17 protein-coding genes are annotated in these 19,064 nt (G+C 41.4%); 5 read left to right on the forward strand and 12 right to left on the reverse strand.

The features are described 5' to 3' along the window. Positions 1–71 precede the first annotated feature (71 nt). Both xerA and AAGA18_13085 read right to left on the reverse strand, forming a co-directional pair. Positions 72–1,025, reverse strand: coding sequence for a site-specific tyrosine recombinase/integron integrase (gene xerA, locus AAGA18_13080; protein ID MEM9446271.1), 954 nt, complete (start codon positions 1,023–1,025; stop codon positions 72–74). 13 nt (positions 1,026–1,038) lie between these two features. After that, the gene (locus tag AAGA18_13085) at positions 1,039–1,527 is read right to left on the reverse strand and encodes a hypothetical protein (GenBank protein ID MEM9446272.1); all 489 of its coding nucleotides are present in this window, start codon (positions 1,525–1,527) and stop codon (positions 1,039–1,041) included. A 540-nt stretch (positions 1,528–2,067) separates the two neighbouring features. Here AAGA18_13085 and AAGA18_13090 point away from each other — a divergent pair. After that, positions 2,068–2,814, forward strand: coding sequence for a glycosyltransferase (locus AAGA18_13090; protein ID MEM9446273.1), 747 nt, complete (start codon positions 2,068–2,070; stop codon positions 2,812–2,814). A gap of 11 nt (positions 2,815–2,825) precedes the next feature. Here the strand turns inward: AAGA18_13090 and AAGA18_13095 are convergent, their stop codons facing one another. After that, positions 2,826–3,674, reverse strand: coding sequence for a 3-methyladenine DNA glycosylase (locus AAGA18_13095; protein ID MEM9446274.1), 849 nt, complete (start codon positions 3,672–3,674; stop codon positions 2,826–2,828). A gap of 122 nt (positions 3,675–3,796) precedes the next feature. On the opposite strand from AAGA18_13095, the gene AAGA18_13100 reads away from it, so the two are divergent. Then, positions 3,797–4,849, forward strand: coding sequence for a glycosyltransferase family 4 protein (locus tag AAGA18_13100; protein MEM9446275.1), 1,053 nt, complete (start codon positions 3,797–3,799; stop codon positions 4,847–4,849). Here the strand turns inward: AAGA18_13100 and AAGA18_13105 are convergent. From AAGA18_13105 to AAGA18_13145, 9 genes are all read right to left on the reverse strand, one after another. Continuing rightward, positions 4,824–5,405, reverse strand: a complete 582-nt coding sequence (locus AAGA18_13105; protein MEM9446276.1) for an XTP/dITP diphosphatase — start codon at positions 5,403–5,405, stop codon at positions 4,824–4,826. The genes AAGA18_13100 and AAGA18_13105 overlap by 26 nt on opposite strands. A 37-nt stretch (positions 5,406–5,442) precedes the next feature. Further along, positions 5,443–5,652 (reverse strand): sulfur carrier protein ThiS, encoded by a 210-nt coding sequence (thiS, locus tag AAGA18_13110; protein ID MEM9446277.1) that lies wholly within the window; start codon positions 5,650–5,652, stop codon positions 5,443–5,445. A gap of 17 nt (positions 5,653–5,669) precedes the next feature. After that, positions 5,670–6,797 carry a 2-iminoacetate synthase ThiH gene (gene thiH, locus AAGA18_13115; protein ID MEM9446278.1) on the reverse strand — a complete coding sequence of 376 codons (1,128 nt, stop codon included), beginning with the start codon at positions 6,795–6,797 and terminating at the stop codon, positions 5,670–5,672. A gap of 39 nt (positions 6,798–6,836) precedes the next feature. Beyond that, the gene (locus tag AAGA18_13120) at positions 6,837–9,008 is read right to left on the reverse strand and encodes a S16 family serine protease (protein ID MEM9446279.1); all 2,172 of its coding nucleotides are present in this window, start codon (positions 9,006–9,008) and stop codon (positions 6,837–6,839) included. 99 nt (positions 9,009–9,107) lie between these two features. Further along, positions 9,108–9,923: a thiazole synthase gene (locus tag AAGA18_13125; protein MEM9446280.1), complete on the reverse strand. Its 816-nt coding sequence runs from the start codon at positions 9,921–9,923 to the stop codon at positions 9,108–9,110. Positions 9,924–9,932: 9 nt separating this feature from the next. Beyond that, positions 9,933–11,459, reverse strand: a complete 1,527-nt coding sequence (gene xylB, locus AAGA18_13130) for a xylulokinase (GenBank protein MEM9446281.1) — start codon at positions 11,457–11,459, stop codon at positions 9,933–9,935. A 90-nt stretch (positions 11,460–11,549) separates the two neighbouring features. Further along, on the reverse strand, positions 11,550–11,678 hold the full coding sequence (locus tag AAGA18_13135) for a hypothetical protein (protein ID MEM9446282.1): 129 nt from the start codon (positions 11,676–11,678) through the stop codon (positions 11,550–11,552). 269 nt (positions 11,679–11,947) lie between these two features. Beyond that, positions 11,948–14,917, reverse strand: a complete 2,970-nt coding sequence (locus AAGA18_13140; GenBank protein ID MEM9446283.1) for an ATP-binding protein — start codon at positions 14,915–14,917, stop codon at positions 11,948–11,950. A 327-nt stretch (positions 14,918–15,244) separates the two neighbouring features. Next, positions 15,245–15,745: a tetratricopeptide repeat protein gene (locus AAGA18_13145; protein MEM9446284.1), complete on the reverse strand. Its 501-nt coding sequence runs from the start codon at positions 15,743–15,745 to the stop codon at positions 15,245–15,247. Positions 15,746–15,987: 242 nt separating this feature from the next. Between AAGA18_13145 and AAGA18_13150 the strand changes: the two genes are divergently transcribed. From AAGA18_13150 to bioD, 3 genes are all read left to right on the forward strand, one after another. Next, on the forward strand, positions 15,988–17,118 hold the full coding sequence (locus tag AAGA18_13150; protein MEM9446285.1) for an 8-amino-7-oxononanoate synthase: 1,131 nt from the start codon (positions 15,988–15,990) through the stop codon (positions 17,116–17,118). After that, positions 17,115–18,497 carry an adenosylmethionine--8-amino-7-oxononanoate transaminase gene (bioA, locus tag AAGA18_13155; protein ID MEM9446286.1) on the forward strand — a complete coding sequence of 461 codons (1,383 nt, stop codon included), beginning with the start codon at positions 17,115–17,117 and terminating at the stop codon, positions 18,495–18,497. Before AAGA18_13150 ends, bioA begins: the two co-directional genes overlap by 4 nt. Next, the coding region (bioD, locus tag AAGA18_13160) for a dethiobiotin synthase (GenBank protein MEM9446287.1) at positions 18,498–19,064 on the forward strand (567 nt) is incomplete at its 3' end.

Consider the following 19,064-nt stretch of genomic DNA (forward strand, 5'->3'; position numbering starts at 1 on the left):
CAAAGCCCAAGGAAAATATTATTTGATAAAGTAGCCAAACCAAACGCATTCATTAACTCCAAAAAAATTCTTTAAGCTCTAGGATGAGCTTTTTCATAGCTCTTTCTCAATCTATCGGCCGTTATTTGGGTATAGACTTGAGTGGTTGTTAAATTCGCGTGACCGAGCATCTCTTGAAGTGATCTTAAATCCGCACCACGATCCAACAGATGGGTTGCAAAGCTATGGCGAAGTTTATGAGGTGTGATTGCAGGGTCCAAACCCGTCTCAACCAGGTACTTCTTAAACATCATTTGAACGGAGCGAGGCGTGATTGCCTTGCCCGTCGGACCTACAAAAATGATTTCTGATTTTAATTTTTCCGGCAGCGTTTCTCGATAAAGTTTTAATGCATACCAAGCAGGTTCGCCTACGGGCACTAGTCTCTCCTTCTTACCTTTACCCATCACTCGAACCATGCCATTCTTTTCCTCCAAATGTTCCAACTTTAGCTGCACTAATTCACTTATACGTAAGCCACTACTGTATAACACTTCCAAGATAGCGACATCTCGTAAGGCTCTCCATTTCTTCTTTTGTTGGGATTTTTCATCTTCAAGCAATTTATTTTCTTTAGCCCAAATTCTTATGGGTGCTTCTAAAAACGCACTCACTTGATCCTCGGATAAAAACTTGGGTAGCCGTTTTTCCTTTGCTGGTAATTTTACATTTTTAACTGGGTTGCCGGCATACAACTCAGTCCTCTCTAAGTAACGATAAAAGGAACGCAGTGCTGAAAAGCGCAAACGTAGGGAGGCTCCTTTTAGTTTATGCGCTTTTGAGAGCTCAAAAAGATAGGATCTAAAATCAAGATATTCCAAGCTATCCCAACGTTTGTCCTTGGAACTAAAAAAAATAGATACCTCTAAGAGTGCTTGTCTGTAATTTCGGATCGTATAAGACGATTGTCCTTTTTCATGCTCGAGGTAATGCAAAAAGTGCTCTACCCATTCCTTAGGCTCTAGAACTTTCTTCTGCTCCAACATGACAGACTATGATTTAAATTCTTTCCTTGAGAGGTTCTTGGCCTTGGTCTCCGAAAGTGAGTGTACTACTACTGTATTCATCTCCAAAAGTTAAAAACAAGCTAACCACTTGATAAATGCCATAGAGCAGATCGCTTTTCTTTAGTGGAGAGAGTGGATGGATGTAAGCGGAATATAGAACTCCACCGCTACTAGCATATCGAGCATCCAAAGCTCTGTGAAAATTGGCTTCCATCATACTATTTTTTTCCTCTTCAGTTACTTGGTTGTACCTCTTAATTGGAGAGATGATCCGCATGCGATCATTTGACTCATCATAGATGCAGTAGAGAGGAACTTCCTTATACATGAATTTAATAACATGATTCTCTATCTCAAGTTTATCTTCCGTGAACTCACGTACAATGTCCTCTAGCTTCTTGCCACTCATAGGATCACTTTCGGCGTATACTGAGTTTAGGCTAGAAGCCATGATAAATAGAACGAATACAAATTGTTTCATTGTGAGTGCCTTTTCCTTATCCCCGCATGATACAATAGAGACTTAAAGAACTCCACAAGATCTTGTCACTAAGAAACATAGAACCTCCTAAAGGTATTCCTTTAGGCATACATCTTTGTTGCTTCTCTTTTCCCTGTGACTCAAGCTTTTTCACGTCTGGTTCAATTTCTAGTAGATCATTCGAGTTAAAATTAATACTACAAGTATTAGAGTGTAGCTGTGGATTTTGAAAGGAGAACTATTGAGAACAAAGCTACCACAGATGTGGTAAGAGAGAAATTTCTGTATGAGGAGCAATACTTGATCCCTAAGAGGAACAAAATTAAAACCTGTTTTAAATCAAGCTCTAAGATAGGACACATTTATATAGTTTGCGGTGATTATTGCTTGTCGCCTCTAGCTAAAGATATAAATCACTTTGCTCGACATGCCTTAATTTTAAGTATTTTGTTAGCGGGCATTTGCCTCTCAAAATTCACGGGCAAAACGTATTGATATGCCATTTCTTGTAAGATAGCAAAACACTTGTTAAGCTAAGTCATGGGAATTGCCTTAGATGTACTCCTCGTTATACCTGCATACTGCGAGGAGGATAGATTGCCCGGCTTTCTGGATGAGCTGATACCTATGCTATCACCCTTACCCACAAAGATAGGACTTCTCATTGTGGATGACGGCTCTCCAATTAGCAGCCAAAAGAAACTACAAAACTATCTATCCAGACAAATAAAAAATGCACCTCATCTATTGCTAGAACCGCTCTACTTAAAAGAAAACCTCGGCAAAGGGGGAGCCATTGCTTCAGGCTGGTCAACAGACATTAAAGCGAAGTGGCTAGCTTTTGTAGATGCTGACGGAGCTGTGCCACCTTATGAAATCAAACGGCTCATACAATTGATAAAAAAGATACCTCCTCACACAGCGATTTTTGCATCTAGAATCAAAATGCTTGGCAAAAAGATTGATAGAACATTGTTGAGACATTTACTTGGCAGAGTATTTGCCACCTCTGTCGGAACACTCATAAACGAAAATGTTTATGATACTCAGTGCGGCTTTAAAATCATTCCCTACGCATCTTGGCAGAAAATGAAGCATTTAGTTCAAGAAAAAAGCTTCGCTTTTGATGTAGAGTTGCTGGCGCTACTTGAGCATATGGGGATCTCTGTTCAAGAAGAACCCATTGACTGGAGAGATATTGCAGGCAGTAAAGTAAATGTCCTAGACGATGGCATAAAAATGTTCCAAGCCATTATTAGACTAAGGCAAAGAAAAAAAGAATGGTGAGAAGAGTCTGTTTATGAATTCTTCAATACTAGCATTGTTTCAATCAAACGCTCTCTGATTGCTTTGGCGATTTCTGAAAGCTCTTTTTGTTTACTCTGATAAATTTGACGGCCCGACTCCGTTTCGATCTTAATAGCCTCATACCCAAACATACTGACATCATAGGGACTGGCTTGCATATCTATAACTCGCGATTTCCAAGCTAAGTCAAAGGCATCTCTAAGAATGTCAGAGGAAATCCAAGGATAAAATTTATATGCCCATTTATAAAGATCCATATTCGCATGAATACATCCAGGCTGTTCGAGAGACCTGCGGTTCCTCGTTGTAGGTTGATAATGATTCCAAGGCTTTGCCGTTTTTGAGAAGAAACGAAAAGCATCAAAATGCGTGCAACAAATAGACTGATTTTTTACGATCTTTACAATCTCATGATGAGATAAACGAAGGGGTAACTGTTGGTGCCTGACATCCTCAACATCTGTCACCATAGCCCACTCATGTAAACCAAAGCATGCTAAAAATGGAGGCTTTTTATTGATTTCTTGTAGAAGTTGAAGAGTCCAATTTAAACCCTCTCTGCGTTGTCTGGGGAACAAAGAAGCATCTAACCAGATACCTTGGTCTCTTTTCACAAAAGGTCCCCAAGACCAACCAGCTAAATCAGCATTCTCCAATATAACACCTACCCCTGGAGTCCAGCGAATAAGGTGTGAGGCTCTAAAAGAATAGTACTCAAATAAAAAATCATAAATAGGATGCTTCTCAGCTCTTGATTGACGACAGAGATGCCCTTGGATTCTTTCAGATAAAGCATTTGAATGGTTTTCTTGGCAACGCTCCCAATCCACTTTTGGCATATTCGTACTATTTTTTTCTGTGACTACCATATTACTAAAATTTATCTGCCAAGAATTATGTTAGCAAAAAAATATCCGTGCGATTTGTTCAACACAGCTGTATTAATACACTTTCAATTCTAATGAAGCAGCTTTTATTTATCAGACGAAGATGGTCTCAAAAAGGTGGTGCAGAAAATTATTTGCGTAGAGTAGCTAGGGCCCTCAAAACAAAAGAATACCAACTTTCTCTGTTATGTGAATCGTGGGGATCAGATGATAATAACTTCGAACACATTCACCATATACAAAAATCAAATAACCCCGATTTATTTGCCTCTTATGCTAATGCATATATCGAAAACTTAAAGCCCAAACCATTCATTTTTAGTTTAGAGCGAGGTATTACATGCGACATATACCGGGCGGGTGATGGTGTTCATGCAGCTTGGCTGAACCGTAGAGCTAAGTATTCCTCATGGAGAGCAAAAATCAGCAATGTAATAAACCCTAAAAACCGAAAAGTTAAAAAACTAGAAAACTTCACCTTAAATAGCACCCATACAAGACACATCATGGCCAATTCAAAAATGGTCCGCGATGATATTATTAAACACTCTGTTTTTCCCAAGAAGAACATCTCTATACTCTATAATGCTATTGATATCGAGACGTTTACTGGAGGAAACCGCGAGAAAGGACGAAATTCACTGGGTCTTACTGAAAAAGAATATGTCATCTTACTAGTAGGTCATGGTCCGGAACGCAAGGGACACAAACTAGCCAAGAGTATGGTGCAACTGAGTAAGACTCTAGCAAAGCTAATCATTGTTGATACCTCCCCGTCTTGCCCTATGCCAGACCTCTACGCTGCAGCAGATGTTTTTCTTTTTCCTTCTTTATATGATCCTTTCCCCAGTGTGGTTTTAGAAGCAATGGCCTCTGGCTTACCGGTAATCACCACCTATGAAACAGGTGCCTCTGAGATTATTCATCAAGGACATAATGGATTCATGCTTGATAGCCCTACGAATATCAGCCAAGGTGCAAATTTCATTGCGGAACTGACCAATGTGAAGCTACGTAAGGCTATTGGCTTGGCTGCACAACAAACGGCAACTCACTACAATATGCCTGAACATATTGAAAAGCTAATTGATCATATCAATACTACTGCCAAATGTGCTCCCTCGTAAGATGCTCGATGGCTTTACCTCGATGACTCATAGCATTTTTAAGCTTAGGTAGTAATTCAGCAAAACTAAGGCTTTCACCCTCTGGAACAAACAAAGGATCATAGCCAAATCCTCCTTCTCCGGAGAGAGTTTCCATAATCTTGCCCTTACAAACCCCCTCATAAGTAGCGGTAATTTGCTTGGACTCGGCTACAGCCAGTACGCATCTAAATTGTGCACGCCTATCAGTAGCTCCTTGCAAAGCTTTTAAGAGTTTCAGATTATTATCTGAATCTGTTGCACTCTCACCAGCATACCTTGCAGAGTAAACCCCCGGGGCTCCATTTAAGGCCTCCACTTCCAAACCTGAATCATCAGCAATAACTGGCGCTTTAGTTAATTGAGCAATTGCTAATGCCTTCTTGCAAGCATTCTCTTGGAAGGTCTCACCATCCTCAATAACTTCAGGCACATCTCCTAAATCGCGAGTACTTAGCACTTCCCATTTAGCACCTAGAATTTCTTGAAATTCACGGACTTTGCCCAGATTACATGTAGCTATAACAAGTTTTTTCACCGTAGACTTATAAATAGCTTTTGACTGATTACCAGCTTTAACCCCCAGCGACGACACGCATGACTTCCAGGCGATCTCCGTGTTGAAGATAAGCGTTACTCCATTCACCGCGCAAAAGTGCCTGTCCATTTAGCTCTACAAATACCATACTCGATTTTAGTCCCATTTCTTGAACAAATTTCTCAACACTTTTTTCCTCGGAGACCTGTTGAGCTTTACCATTAGCAAATATGACCAGCTTTGACATAATAACTACCAGATGTTTTATGCAGCTACAGCACTTAATCCTCTATCCCAATCTTTCCACACAGGATCCAAGCCCAAAGCAACTAATTTTTCTTTGATCTCCAAGGGAGATCTCTCATCTGAGATAGCAAACTGCTCAGTCGCAAATTCACTGTCAGAACCCATGAATGGGACATGTTTACCTTTTTCTGTTCTATGCAGACTTTCTTTACCCTGCCCTGTGTAGCCGCCAGGCTCCGTATGGGATCCTGCACTCATCATAGTAATACCGAGAGGCATGAGGCCATCGCGAAGTGCTGCTGGCTCTCTTGTCGAGAGCACTATACCTATTTGTGGAAAGCATAAGCGGAATGCTAAAAGTATTTGTGTGTATTCACGATCATTCACATGAACTAGAGGCTCGAATTCACCGGCTGCTGGACGCATACGTGGCAGCGAAATCGTAATAAAAGTTTTCCAACAGTGTTTTAGTAAATACTCCACATGAGCAGCGAGCATCAAAGCCTCATAGCGCCAATCATGCAGGCCTAACAAAGCACCAACACCTACTCGCTTAAAGCCTGCTCGGGCGGCTCGTTCAGGACACTCTAATCTCCAATCAAAATTTCTCTTTGGGCCTGAGACATGCATGTCCCTATAGGTATCTCGATGATATGTCTCTTGATAAACAATGAGACCGTCTGCACCTGCCTTTACTAAGGGTTCATAGTTTTCTTGCTCTAACGGGCCTACTTCTAAATTAACTGAGGGAACGAAGGGATGAATTCGTTCAATACAATCACCAAGATAAGATTCCGAAATGAACTTAGGGTGTTCTCCCGCGACAAGTAGAATGCTTCTGAAGCCTTGGTCATAGAGATATCGAGTCTCCGCCTCCACCTGATCTAGGGAGAGTGTGCTCCTTAAAATGGGATTATTTCTAGAGAAACCACAATACTTGCAGATATTAACACACTCATTAGAAAGATAGAGCGGCGCAAAGAGCCTCATCGTCCTCCCGAAATATTGACGTGTCAGTTGATAGGCTTCAGTAGCCATAGATTCAATATGGCTATCTCGCTTCAATAAAGACTCAAATCTACGCAAGATATGGCTTTTATTCAGAGTGCCCTTATTTAATTTATCGAAGGTGCTAACAAAAGACATGCTATCAATATAGAGGTTGTTCTGAGAGTTTGAAGTCTTTTAGCGAACTAATTCTTCAAGTAAGTTCTGGTCATAATTGAGTCTTTTGACCTCTTCTAATGCCTCCACTCGCAATTCCAGAAGTTCTTGACCATAGTACTTTTGATCAGCCCCCCCTCCTTCGGAAAAGTTTCTCCATGAGGAGACAAATTGGTAAAGTACCTCGCATAATTCCTTAACTTGAGGGTCTACATGACTACCCAAGAAATTTAAGCGATTGACACTGTTTTTATACACATCCTCTGAATAGGTATCAACATAGGTGGTACGGTTAGAGATTTTAAAGCCATTTACTACGGGGTGTAAAAAAGGGCCTGTTGCTCTTAAGGCTTCTTCAATAGAGGTGCTAAGTGATAATTTATTCTTACCCCTTCCTAACAAGTGTTCTATAATAATTTTTGCCGATTGATGATTAGGGATTTTCTCATAAGTCTCTTGTATGGTTTTGATATGCTCGGGATGTCTTCTCAAATCCTCTAGGACAAACTTCCTAGAAATGACTCGTGGGATATTGGCGTAATGATTGAGAGCTTCTTGGATATCGGGATCTTTCTCCTTAGAAGCAAATTTTAAAGTCTCATTAAAAGTTTCCACGATAATGACTTGTGTATCCAACAACCCCCCAAGTCCATATAAAATAGAATAATCGACAATCTCAGACGCATTAACTGCAGGAATAATCGTAATCCCACAATCACTTGAGACTGAGCCGTTAATCTTATGAGGAATTCCTCCAACAGCTCTCACTTTACCATCAATTGTAATATCACCTGTTACGCTCATTGATTCGTCTAGTTCTATACCGGTAACAATAGACTCCATAAGTAATGAGAAGGCTGTTCCCGCAGACCCGCCATCTTTGGGCGTATACTTGTCTCCAAAGCTGAACTCAAAGTAACCACCATGGGTCACATTCTGATGCCTCGTCTTGATCATTCTCAATCCTTCATCTAGAGCGATTGCCATTTGTGAACCTATATTACTCTTAACTTCATTGGTTTTCACTCTCTCCGGTGTTTTAGCTGGAGTGTCAGAACCTTCTTCTAATTTTCTTTTTAACTTATGGTACCGTTCTCTTGTACGTCTGTATTCTTTATAAGCATCCTGGAGCTCACTAGAGCTTGCACCTTGTTTGCGAAGTTCGTTTATTTTATCCTTAGCTTCTTCATACTCTTGCTTTGCAGCTTCAAGTTCCTCTTCATCTACAAGGCCACCCACTTCAGGTTCTTCTTCAATATCTTCTTCCTCTGGCTCCTCCTCTTGTTTTTCTTCGGTATCCTTGAGCGTTTCCCTTTTTCTAAACTTTGCCAATACACTAGTATTTTGTTCTTCTTGGTAATGAATGAGAATATCTCCGGTTGTGCCTGCACTTAGTCCCGATGAATTAGTGGTCACAAACAAGCCTTTGATAGAACTTTGTAGGCGAGTGGGTTCAAATGGCTTTGTGTCTTCTTTGGGACTCTCTATATCATTCGAAGCAACTTTCACTTCTTGCCCAGGCCAGAAAGGCATTTTTTTATCTAATTTCATCATCTCCGATTCATAGATAAAATCTTCATGAGCTGGAAATAGATTAACCCCAATATCAAATAGATAGCCGGCTAGTTTAATATCATGAGGCTTTTCTGAGTTCTTCAATTGGGTTGCCGTTTGCAGAAGAAAACGAAGGTTCTTATCTAAATTCAATGGCTGATCCTCCTTAGTTCTTATTTCTGCACCTTTATAAGCCTGCACACCAATAATGACCGCTTCACGGTTTCTAGGGTTCAATTTCAAAGCCAATGCTAATGCTCTCAGTATCCCGTTCCTATACTCTTTAGCAGCATTTTCATTCTCACCAGATAGAAGTGAGCCTTTTGATACGCCAACAAGCGTTTCTACTAGCTCTGTCCTTTGTTGCTCTGTTAACCCGAGATCTTCAATTACCAATGGGATCCTATCTTTGTAATCGATAGGTGATTCCTCTAGCTGCGCTAGAAGAGGCCTTGCGATCAACACAGTCATGAGGCCTAGGCCTACTGCTAATCGGCTAGTGAACCCCGAATAATAGAATAAAGACTTAAAGATCTGCGCAAGATCTTGTTCCCAAAAAACAACAAGTGTCTCAGAAATATCACCTTTGGATACATACTCGTCGCCTCTCTTTTTTTTGTAGCTTAAGCTATTACGCATCTCGTTCAACTTCTATGAGATAATCGGGTTAAAGTCATCGTTCTCAAAGTGCTCATAGGTATCTCACCACTTGACATATTGATCTTCTAGGTTGATAAGTTATGGCGTATCCAGAAAGCCTGTTAAAGGGCTGGTAGCGCTAGCCAATGAACGAGGTCCAGGCAAGCCCATACTGTAAGCATGACGGCCTGCTGCAGTCGCATAAGCAAAAGCCTGAGCCATGCGCGGCGGGTCATTCGCTATGGAAATGGCGGTATTCACCAGGACCGCACTAGCACCCATCTCTAGAGCTTCGGCAGCCTGAGATGGAGCGCCTAAACCAGCATCAACGATAACAGGGATATGGCACTGCTCCAAAATAATTTCTATTTGGCCTCTTGTTTCTATACCTCTGTTGGAGCCTATGGGAGATCCTAAGGGCATAACAGCAGCTGTCCCGACCTCTTCTAAACGCTTAGCTAGGACTGGATCCGCATTTATATATGGCAATACAACAAAATCCTCTTTGACCAAAACCTCAGCTGCTTTCAATGTCTCAATGGGATCTGGCAGTAAATACCTAGGGTCAGGATGAATTTCCAATTTAACCCATTTAGGTAGACCCACTGCTGCTCCAATACGCGCGATGCGAACGGCCTCATCAGCATTCATGGCACCGCTAGTGTTAGGCACAATAACATATTTATCGGTATCAATATACTCTAGGATATCGGCGGAGGGATCTTCCTGATCCGTCAGATTGGCCCTGCGCAAGGCCACTGTAACGAGCTCCGCTCCGCAAGCCTCTAACGTCTGTTTCATCAAACTTGGTGAGGGAAACTTTCCCGTCCCAAGTAACAATCTGGAACGAAACTCTCGCCCACCTAAGAACCAAGGCTCTGAGCTAATAGAAAGTTCACTATTAAAGTGTGTCATTCCCAAAGATTAGCGTACATTGGAGAGTCGATCAAACAAAGGTGCGCTAGCTTGTGCTAACTGATTATGCATCTCTTGGAGTGGTCGGTAGACTTTCACATGCTCTTTCACTGGCTTACACTTAGTTTTAGGGTCTGTCTTCACAAAAGCATCCGTTATTTTTTGAATACGAAGATTCTCTCCTCTAGATAGTCCGTAGCACCACTTCGCCTGGATTGCCGCTCCTAGCGCGGCTCCTTCTGCGGTTGCCAACGCTACAACCTCTGCTTCAAAGATGTCTGCTACAATTTGGCGCCATACAGGATTTTTGGATCCACCTCCAGTCAGACGAATTTGTTTGGGCCGTATGCCCAAATCTCTTAGCCTATTAAGACCGTAGTTCAATCCAAAAGTTACACCCTCCATAGCGGCCCGAGCCATGTAGCCCGGTTTAAAAGTCGTCGAGTCTAGGCCAAAATAAACGCCTTTTCCATTGGGCAGATTCGGCACTCTCTCTCCCTCAAAATAAGGTAAAAGCTGAAGCCCTCCACAACCCACAGGCACCTTAGCGGCTTCCTTTGTTAATCTATCATTTGTCCACTTGAATACTGTTTTGACCAATTCTGTAGCAACAGTTGCATTCATGGTGCAAATTAAAGGCAACCAAGCGCCTGTGCTATCACAGAAAGCAGCCACCTGGCCTAGAGAATCAATCGTAGGCCGAGCAGAATAAGCATAGATGGTGCCCGAAGTCCCTAAACTTAAGGTAACAACACCTACTTTGGTGTTACCGGTCCCAATGGCACCCATCATATTATCGCCACCCCCAGCAGAAACAACAACCCCTGGTGATAGCCCCAATTTTCTAGCTACCTTAGAATCAAGAAGCCCTGCCGGCTGAGAGCTGTTATGAATTTTAGGTAACTTACGTTCTAAGTTTGGATCAATGGAACGCACCAATTTGCTATGCCATTTTCTTGTCTTCACATCAAACAGTCCGGTTCCAGAAGCATCACCAGGCTCCATCGTAATAGCGCCACCCGTTAGATAATAATTTAAGTAATCATGTGGAAGTAAAACCGTCGCTAGTTTAGCATAGTTTTTGGGTTCTTTTTTTTTCAACCAGGCAATTTTAGACGCCGTAAAACCTGCCGGAATAGAGTTGCCTCCCAAGGCTATTACTTTTTTGGGGCCACCTAACTTCTTAATAAGAGAATTCGCTTCATTTGAGGTACTCGTATCACACCATAGTTTAGCGGGACGAATAACATTTCCATCAGAATCTAAAGCAACAAAACCGTGCTGTTGTCCTGAAACACCTATACCCTTAACTTGCTCCGGTTTGATCTTGGATTTCCGCACAGCCTCTCTGATCGAGCGCTCCATAGCACTCACCCAAGTCTTGGGTTCTTGCTCTTTAGCTCCTTCAGGCAAGTGAGGTATTAAGCCATAAGTCGCATTAGCCTCGCTAAGTACTTTTCCGTTTTTGCCTTCAAGAACGATTGCTTTTGTGCTTTGCGTTCCGCTATCAATCCCAATAAAAACGTCGCTCATCATGTGCACTATGCACAAGTCAGCAATGAGAATCGAGTGTAAAATGGTTAGATACTGATGGTCCTATTGCTAGATTCTTAATTGTTAAAAGAATCAATTGCGATAGTTGCGTGGGGACTTCGTCGCCATGACACTAGCTTCGTTAGCAATCTGTTTGAGATCTGCTATGGCCATACTGATCGCCAAGTATTCATGTAATATTTGTTTTTTTCTCTTAGACATAACCAACTCCAAGTCTATTTGTTATGAAATATTAAATCCTTCCAAAGTACCTTTTCATCTGAGAATCGTAGCGATGTCTCCAACGCTCCTCTGGGCTCATTGCGGATACTTTTATCAAACGAAAAATAAAATATCCCATTCCAAAGACTGCCGTTGGTCCTACTAAGGCTATAATCTGCTCCATATATGAAGGTTTCGGTGAATAATCCAAAAAACTTAAAAACACACCTATATGGCACTTAGGTAGGGTAAAAACTTCCTCTTTCTATTTAACGTATTTTTTTGAGCGATAAAACGGCAGTATCTTTTGGTAAATTCTGCTGATAGATCATACTTTTTACGTTGAATTGCTTAGAAAGTTGAGTCTGTGAACTTGAAATCTCAGAGAATACTTGGTCTATTAACCTTATCAATTTAGGTGGATTGTAAGGCTTTGGTATAAAATATTCATATCCATGACTCTGATAGTGCTTCAGGGCAGACTCATTTATTTCACTACCGGTCAATACGATCTTGAGATCTGAACCTATCTTCTTCAATAGATTCATGGCTTTCGCTGCTCCAATACTCTCTATTATAGCTATATCTATTATCATAATATCCACAGAACGCATCCGCGATTTTGATCCGTTGTCGCTTCCAAACAGAGATGTATTTGCAGCGACGGTCACTTTATATCCAGCATTTTCAAGACTCCGCTCCAAAAGATTTCGCATCTCAGACTCATAGTCTATAATCAGAACTTTCCTCGTTACAAGAGGAAGCTTACGAACCATGGTTGTATGTCTCTCCAGTTCCTGGTCAGTTGCGGGAAGGTAAAAAGTAAACCGACTACCATGACCCTCCTCCGACTCGACTGCAAGATGCCCTTCGTGTTGAGAAATAATAGTGAAACAAGAGGGCAATCCTAATCCATTGCCTTCTTTCTTCGTAGTAAAGTAGGGGTCAAAAATTTTCTCGAGGTTCTCTTTAGAGATCCCAGAACCTGTATCTTCTACTCTAACTAAAACGTACTTACCCGGACTCAAAGGAATTGCCGAATTTTCACCTATGAAAACATTATCAACAATCACAACAATTTCACCTGGTTCCATCATTGCTTGCTTCGCATTCAACAACAGATTTTGAACTACCTGAGTAATCTGCATTAAATCTGCCTCAACTGGCCAGATATGATCCTCAATAATCAGTTCAATATTCGATTTACAACCATGACTTGCAAAGTGACAGGACTCCTGAATCATCTCTTGTAAAAAAACTTTTCTCTTAACGGTTTCCTGATTTTTGGAAAATGCCAGTAATTGCCTAGCCAAGGCTTGAGCCTTTTTTGTAGCCTCTAGCGATATTTCAATCATCTGGTGAAGCTCATTTTCTAGTTCTTTCTGCTTACTAAGTGCCAAAGATAGATATCCTGAAATAACCCCCAAGTGATTATTGAAATCATGAGCTATTCCGCAGGCAAGCAAACTGATTGATTCCATCTTGTCTGCTCGTAACCGCTCCTTAGCGTGCTTTCTAAGTAACGTCACATCTCTTAAAATTATCACATGATTAATAATTCTCCCCAAAGAATCTCTAAGAGGCGATACTTGTAAATCGCAAAGACATTCAACTTTGGAATTCTTATAAAGTGTTAATTCTGTTCGATGAGGTATTCCTTCTTCCAAGTCTAACAATATTTGATCGACACGCGACAAATCGGTTTCTGGCCCATAAAGCATATCAATTGAATTTCCTATCAGCTGCTTTTGCGCGTAACCTGTTAAGCGCACAACTGCTTCGTTAACAAAAACAATTCTTGGGCCTCCGCTTGAACTTTCCATCCCATCATCGGTCATGATGATACCATCACTACTTTCCCGAATGGCTATTTCAAACAACTTAAGTATCTGCTCTCCTTCTCGTTTTTCTATGATATCAGTCAATGACGTTACCGCCGTTCTTAAGAAATCAATAGAAATAGCATTCCACCGGTGCGCCTTAAAACAGTGGTCTATACCCAAGAAACTCCTCAGCTTACCATGTATAATCATCGGAATTAATAAAATTGACCCAATCTGGTATTCCTTGAGCACCTCACACTCTGGTGACGGAAACTCATCCGTCTGTCCGGAAATCACTTCACCTAGTGTCAAGATGGAGTGCCACCTTTGATAACAAATGTCGTGTAACCTCTTCTCATCATTGCCTGAGTCAACCTGAGGAGATACCCACTGACATTCTTTTCTAAATTGATACGTTCCCTCATCTTCTCCGTCTACGGATACTATATAGACCCTGGAAGCCTCGCAGGTTTCAGATAAGGAATGCATTAACTCTGTGCGGTAAACCCCACGGGTCGTTGCCTCAAATAACCTACTTTGGAAATCAATGATCGCTTCTAAAAACTGTTCTCGTTGCACGATTGGAATTTGGTCCATCTTCACACGAGCCATTTCCACTAATTCTAAGCTATAGATATCCTCCTCATAGCCTCCACATGTAAAAAGAGAAACAGTCATCCAAATACGCGAATGACTTTCTTTCACCGTTCGAACACGGCAGGAAATACTCATGCACTTTTCCTTGCCAGATTTTAGTGAATAGCATATTTGACTAAATGCTTCGCGATCATTGGGGTGTATGAATTCACATATACTGCCGCTAATTTTCTGACCAGAGCCTAAACCCGTCAATCTCTCAAACTCTTTATTGGCCTTTATGATAGCGCCATCCCCACTAATCACACCTATACTGTTGGAGCTGTTATTGAATAATCTTTCTAGGGTGGTGTAATTCTCTTTTATATTAACAAGTTCCCATGTGATTAAGCGGGGTAAGGCCTGCCCGAAACGCTTCATGTCTGCTAAGGAATTTTCGTCATGACCAGAACTAACGAAAATTAATATGCTTTTTTTCTGACCTAAAAAATTTTTAAGAGGAAAAAGATAAACGTGATTGAAATCGGCCGCATTGATAAACACCTGTATTCTGGCATCCATTTGATCTTCAAACCAATGAGTAACTACAGATTCTTCATAATTCTCTGATGGCAATTGCGGTATGACCTGCCTCAATAATTCAGTGTGTTGCTCTAGGGCATTCGAAAAAATGAATTCTTCTAAATCAGAAAAATAAATCAAAGCATACTCAAACCCAGAAGAATCAAAAACCAAATGAGTAAACTTCGAAAACTCTTCTTCTAGAGTATGTTTAGCTTCTAAGATAACGCTTTTAAAAGAGTCTTCTGAATTCTTCATGAGGCCTTGTTACATTTGAGACCTTCTAGACGTGCTTAAACTCACATGATAAATTAGAGTTGAGAGTCCGTGCGAGAACTTCTAACCATAGAGCTTGTGGAAGACTTACAGCATCACCTTCCGAAACAACTTCTTAGTCGCTAAATTCTCTACCTTTACAGCTATTGCACATCTTTTCAACTTGTAATCCATCATGTAAGCTCCAGGAATGCTATGATTCATATAGAAGGGGCTCTGCATTGCAATCAATCTACAGATTTAAGAGATCGGATAACTGAAAGATATATTTAGGGTCTCTTCAGGAATGGCGACAATTGAAAACAACAACTATGCTTTAGCCGCGCAACCGTCTTCATGGCTTTTGAGCCTGAGTACCAAATCAGTAAGATGCGGGTCTGTGCCAGCTTTTGACTTCATATCAGGATTTAATTCAACCGCTCGCTTTAAATACCTCTGTGCAGATGATACATTACCTAGCTTAGCCTCTAGACGAGACAGGTTATAATGCAATTCGGCCTTATTTCTCAAGCTAACAGGAGCTGCTAGCAAAATATCCCTCGCCTCAGCTGTTCTTTCTAGCGAATCCAGACACATAGCTGTCAATAAAAAGGGCTTACCTGACATAGGGAAGCGATCGCATAGGGCCCTTGCCAGAACCAGACCATTCATCCAGCGCTTTTGGCTCATGTGGACCGCTACTGTTAATTCTAGAACTTCTGGCTTGTAACGATACGTAAAGTCCAAGGACTTAATTTCTTCCATCGCCTCGTCGGGCATGCCTAATGCTAGATACCCCTTAGCTGCTTCGATATGGCGTTCTGCTTTCAAGATCGAATTCCCCTACGTTCTATTTCCCATTAATTTAGATAATTACTAGGGAGGTGCCAAGGAAATTTCTAAAGTTTTTTCTATCTTAGCCGAGGCGGTGACTTAAATTACCTTCTATGGCGTTTTAAAACCTTCATGTGGAAAATAATTCCTCTTTTTTCACTTTTTATGGCTCAATATGAGATTCTTTGAATAGAATTTTTGGACATTTTTTCCATATCCTGTTTGTATGATAAGCACCTGTGTCGAATCAAAACTCATCATTAGATCATGTTCTAGCCAAACATCTTGTTGAAGATAAAGAAGCCAACTTTCATCGAGAGCTTCGCACCTTCTTACCATCTACTACTCTTTACTCTGAAAACGACTATTTAGGGCTTGCTTCCTACTTTTCTGAAAAAAAACAAGCCCATGCCGTTCACTTGCATGGTGCAGGGGCAGCCCGGCTACTTTCAGGCAACACTACTTCTCACGAAAAATTAGAAGCAGAATTAGCTACATTTAAAAATACCCAGGCAGCTTTGTCTTTTTCTACTGGTTATGCTGCTGCCTGCGGAACCATTCCTGCAGTGTTAACGCGGGGGGACTTTATCGTCATGGATAAAGCTATACATGCATGTTTTATAGATGCCTCAAGAATATCAGAAGCAACTATTCGAGTTTTTGCTCATAATGACTTGAAACAGCTTGAAGAAATCCTGAAGCATATACGCCTTAAGCACCCCTCTTCAAGAATTCTCATTATCGTCGAATCCCTATATTCGATGCACGGTGATTTTGCTCCTTTGAGAGAGATCGTCTCTCTTAAAAAATCTTATGATGCATGGCTAATGGTTGATGAAGCACATGCTACTGGTATTTATGGGAAAAACCGAAGGGGTAAGTGTGAGGAACTTCATGTAGCTGACCAAGTTGAAATCCAAATGGGAACTCTCGGAAAAGCTATTGGTACTTATGGTGGCTATATTGCTGGCTCGAAAACTCTCATTGACTACCTTACTCAACGAGCTCGCTCATTCATGTTCACAACTGCATGCCCACCTTTACTAGCAGACCTAACCTGCCAAGCTATCCAACTTGTCAAAAACGCAAAGGGTGAGTCATTGAAAGAAAAACTATTAGAGAATATCTTATTTTTTACGACGGCCCTTAGCCTGCCATATCAAACTAGCCCAATTCAAACTGTGCAAGTGAGCAGTGAAACACGTGCGATGGAGATCAGCCAAAAGCTTTTACAAAAAAAAATCTATGTTCCCGCCATTCGTTATCCCACTGTACCCAAAGGTCAAGCCGTCTTGCGAATATCTATCACTGCTAAGCATAGCCCGGAACAACTTTTATTCTTATCCAAGGAATTAGAAAACCTATTATGAATCAGTGGATTACTTGGGATAGAAAACACCTTTGGCATCCCTTCACACCTATTGACTCTTGGCTTGATCCCAGTTATTCGCCAATACTTATTGAAAATGGTGAAGGGGCTCATCTCATTGATCAAAATGGGAAAAAATACTTAGATGGGAATTCATCTATATGGACCAACCTACACGGTCATGCTCATCCAGAGTTAACAGAAGCCATTAACGAACAGGCAGCTAAAATTTCTCATTCGTCATTCCTTGGCCTTACTCATCCTCTTGCAGCACAGCTTGCTAAAGAACTCATCCAACTCACTCAACAAAAAGATCCCAACAATTTATCACGAACCTTCTTTTCTGACGATGGGTCAACTGCCATAGAAACAGCGATTAAAATTGTATACCAATATTTTCAACAAAACGAAGAACCACAACGCACAAAATTCTTTTCTCTGTCATCAGCTTATCACGGTGACACCGTTGGAGCTATGAGTCTTGGACAAAGCCCTACCTTTCACCACTCATACCAAAACTTACTATTTAAAACCGAAGAAATCAGAGCACCTTACTGTTATCGCTGTCCCTACAATCGCTCTAAACCAGAGAAAAAGGATGCTCGGCTTACTTGTAAATGTAAAATGGAATGCGTGAAGTTAGCAGAGCAGAAGCTTACACAATCTACTAAAGAAAATGCTGCTTGGGTCGTCGAACCAAGAGTGCAAGGTGCAGCAGGATTTATTATGCATCCCGAAGGTTATCTTACTAAAACCTGTAAAATAGCTCAGGAAACCGGAGCTAAAGTGATTCTTGATGAAGTTATGACTGGTTTTGGCCGAACAGGTCCTCTATTTGCCTTTCAAAAAGAAGACGTCAAACCTGACTTAATGGCCTTGGCAAAAGGTCTTACCGGAGGCTACTTACCACTTGCAGCAACTCTTTGCACAGAAAAGATTTTTGACGGGTTTCGCGGTGACCTTTCACGCACATTTTATCATGGCCATAGTTATACTGGAAACCAATTGGGTTGCGCAGCGGCGGTAAAAAACATAGAACTTCTTCAACGCACTGAATCTCAAGCACATAGAGAAAAGCTGACGAATCAACTCGCTCAACAAAGCCAATCATTTTGGCAACACCCCCATGTAGGTGACATACGCCAAGAAGGCCTCGTCCTAGCAATTGAACTCGTAGAGGATTTTGCCACCCGCAAACCCTTTCCTACTCAAAAACGTCTCGGATACCATATTTGTGAAAAGGCCAAGGACTATGGGCTTCTCACTAGGCCAGTGGGCGATGTCCTCATGCTGATGCCTCCTTACTGTACAACGACTTCTCAACTAAACGAAATGCTAGAAGCTTTACAGAACGCTTTAATGGACATATTACCTGCTTGAATGAAAGGGGCATTTATTACTGCAACAGGAACGGAAATAGGAAAAACCTATTTTACTTGCCAATGGGTGAGAGCACTTAGACAAAAACAGATGCCTGCTTTAGGTCTCAAGCCCATCATATGTGGAGAAAGAACAGACGCTGAACTTATCGCAAAAGCCAATGAAGAAACACTCAGCTTAAATGAAATTAATCCTATATGGTTGCAGCCTCCTGTCAGCCCTCTAGCAGCCTGCGCCATTGAAGATCGTCCCTTTGATTTTTCTACACTTAGAGATGCTGTGAAAAATATCTACAAGAAACATTCAGGACCACTCCTAGTGGAGGGAGTAGGAGGATGGCTCGTTCCAATTGTTGAAGACTATTATGTCAGGGACTGGGCACAAGAACTACAGCTACCAATTGTTGTTGTGATAAATGCCGGACTGGGAACACTCAACCATACGCTGCTAACTGTAGAAAGCATCCGCCAAGCCCAATTAGATATCATAGGAATTATCATGAACTTTCATAATTGCCCCAAAGACTTAGCGACTCAAACGAACCCCGCCATCCTTGAACAGATCACC

The organism is Verrucomicrobiota bacterium, from assembly GCA_039192515.1.
Classification (GTDB): domain Bacteria; phylum Verrucomicrobiota; class Verrucomicrobiia; order Methylacidiphilales; family JBCCWR01; genus JBCCWR01.

What these genes read in the sequence shown, in the direction of transcription:
- AAGA18_13095 (MEM9446274.1), bottom strand. Translation starts at nt 3,674, where the DNA reads ATGCCAAAAGTGGATTGGGAGCGTTGCCAAGAAAACCATTCAAATGCT.
- AAGA18_13100 (MEM9446275.1), top strand. Translation starts at nt 3,797, where the DNA reads ATGAAGCAGCTTTTATTTATCAGACGAAGATGGTCTCAAAAAGGTGGT.
- bioA (MEM9446286.1), top strand. Translation starts at nt 17,115, where the DNA reads ATGAATCAGTGGATTACTTGGGATAGAAAACACCTTTGGCATCCCTTC.
- thiH (MEM9446278.1), bottom strand. Translation starts at nt 6,797, where the DNA reads ATGTCTTTTGTTAGCACCTTCGATAAATTAAATAAGGGCACTCTGAAT.
- AAGA18_13120 (MEM9446279.1), bottom strand. Translation starts at nt 9,008, where the DNA reads ATGCGTAATAGCTTAAGCTACAAAAAAAAGAGAGGCGACGAGTATGTA.
- xerA (MEM9446271.1), bottom strand. Translation starts at nt 1,025, where the DNA reads ATGTTGGAGCAGAAGAAAGTTCTAGAGCCTAAGGAATGGGTAGAGCAC.
- xylB (MEM9446281.1), bottom strand. Translation starts at nt 11,459, where the DNA reads ATGATGAGCGACGTTTTTATTGGGATTGATAGCGGAACGCAAAGCACA.
- AAGA18_13085 (MEM9446272.1), bottom strand. Translation starts at nt 1,527, where the DNA reads ATGAAACAATTTGTATTCGTTCTATTTATCATGGCTTCTAGCCTAAAC.
- AAGA18_13090 (MEM9446273.1), top strand. Translation starts at nt 2,068, where the DNA reads ATGGGAATTGCCTTAGATGTACTCCTCGTTATACCTGCATACTGCGAG.
- thiS (MEM9446277.1), bottom strand. Translation starts at nt 5,652, where the DNA reads ATGTCAAAGCTGGTCATATTTGCTAATGGTAAAGCTCAACAGGTCTCC.
- AAGA18_13135 (MEM9446282.1), bottom strand. Translation starts at nt 11,678, where the DNA reads ATGTCTAAGAGAAAAAAACAAATATTACATGAATACTTGGCGATCAGT.
- AAGA18_13125 (MEM9446280.1), bottom strand. Translation starts at nt 9,923, where the DNA reads ATGACACACTTTAATAGTGAACTTTCTATTAGCTCAGAGCCTTGGTTC.
- AAGA18_13140 (MEM9446283.1), bottom strand. Translation starts at nt 14,917, where the DNA reads ATGAAGAATTCAGAAGACTCTTTTAAAAGCGTTATCTTAGAAGCTAAA.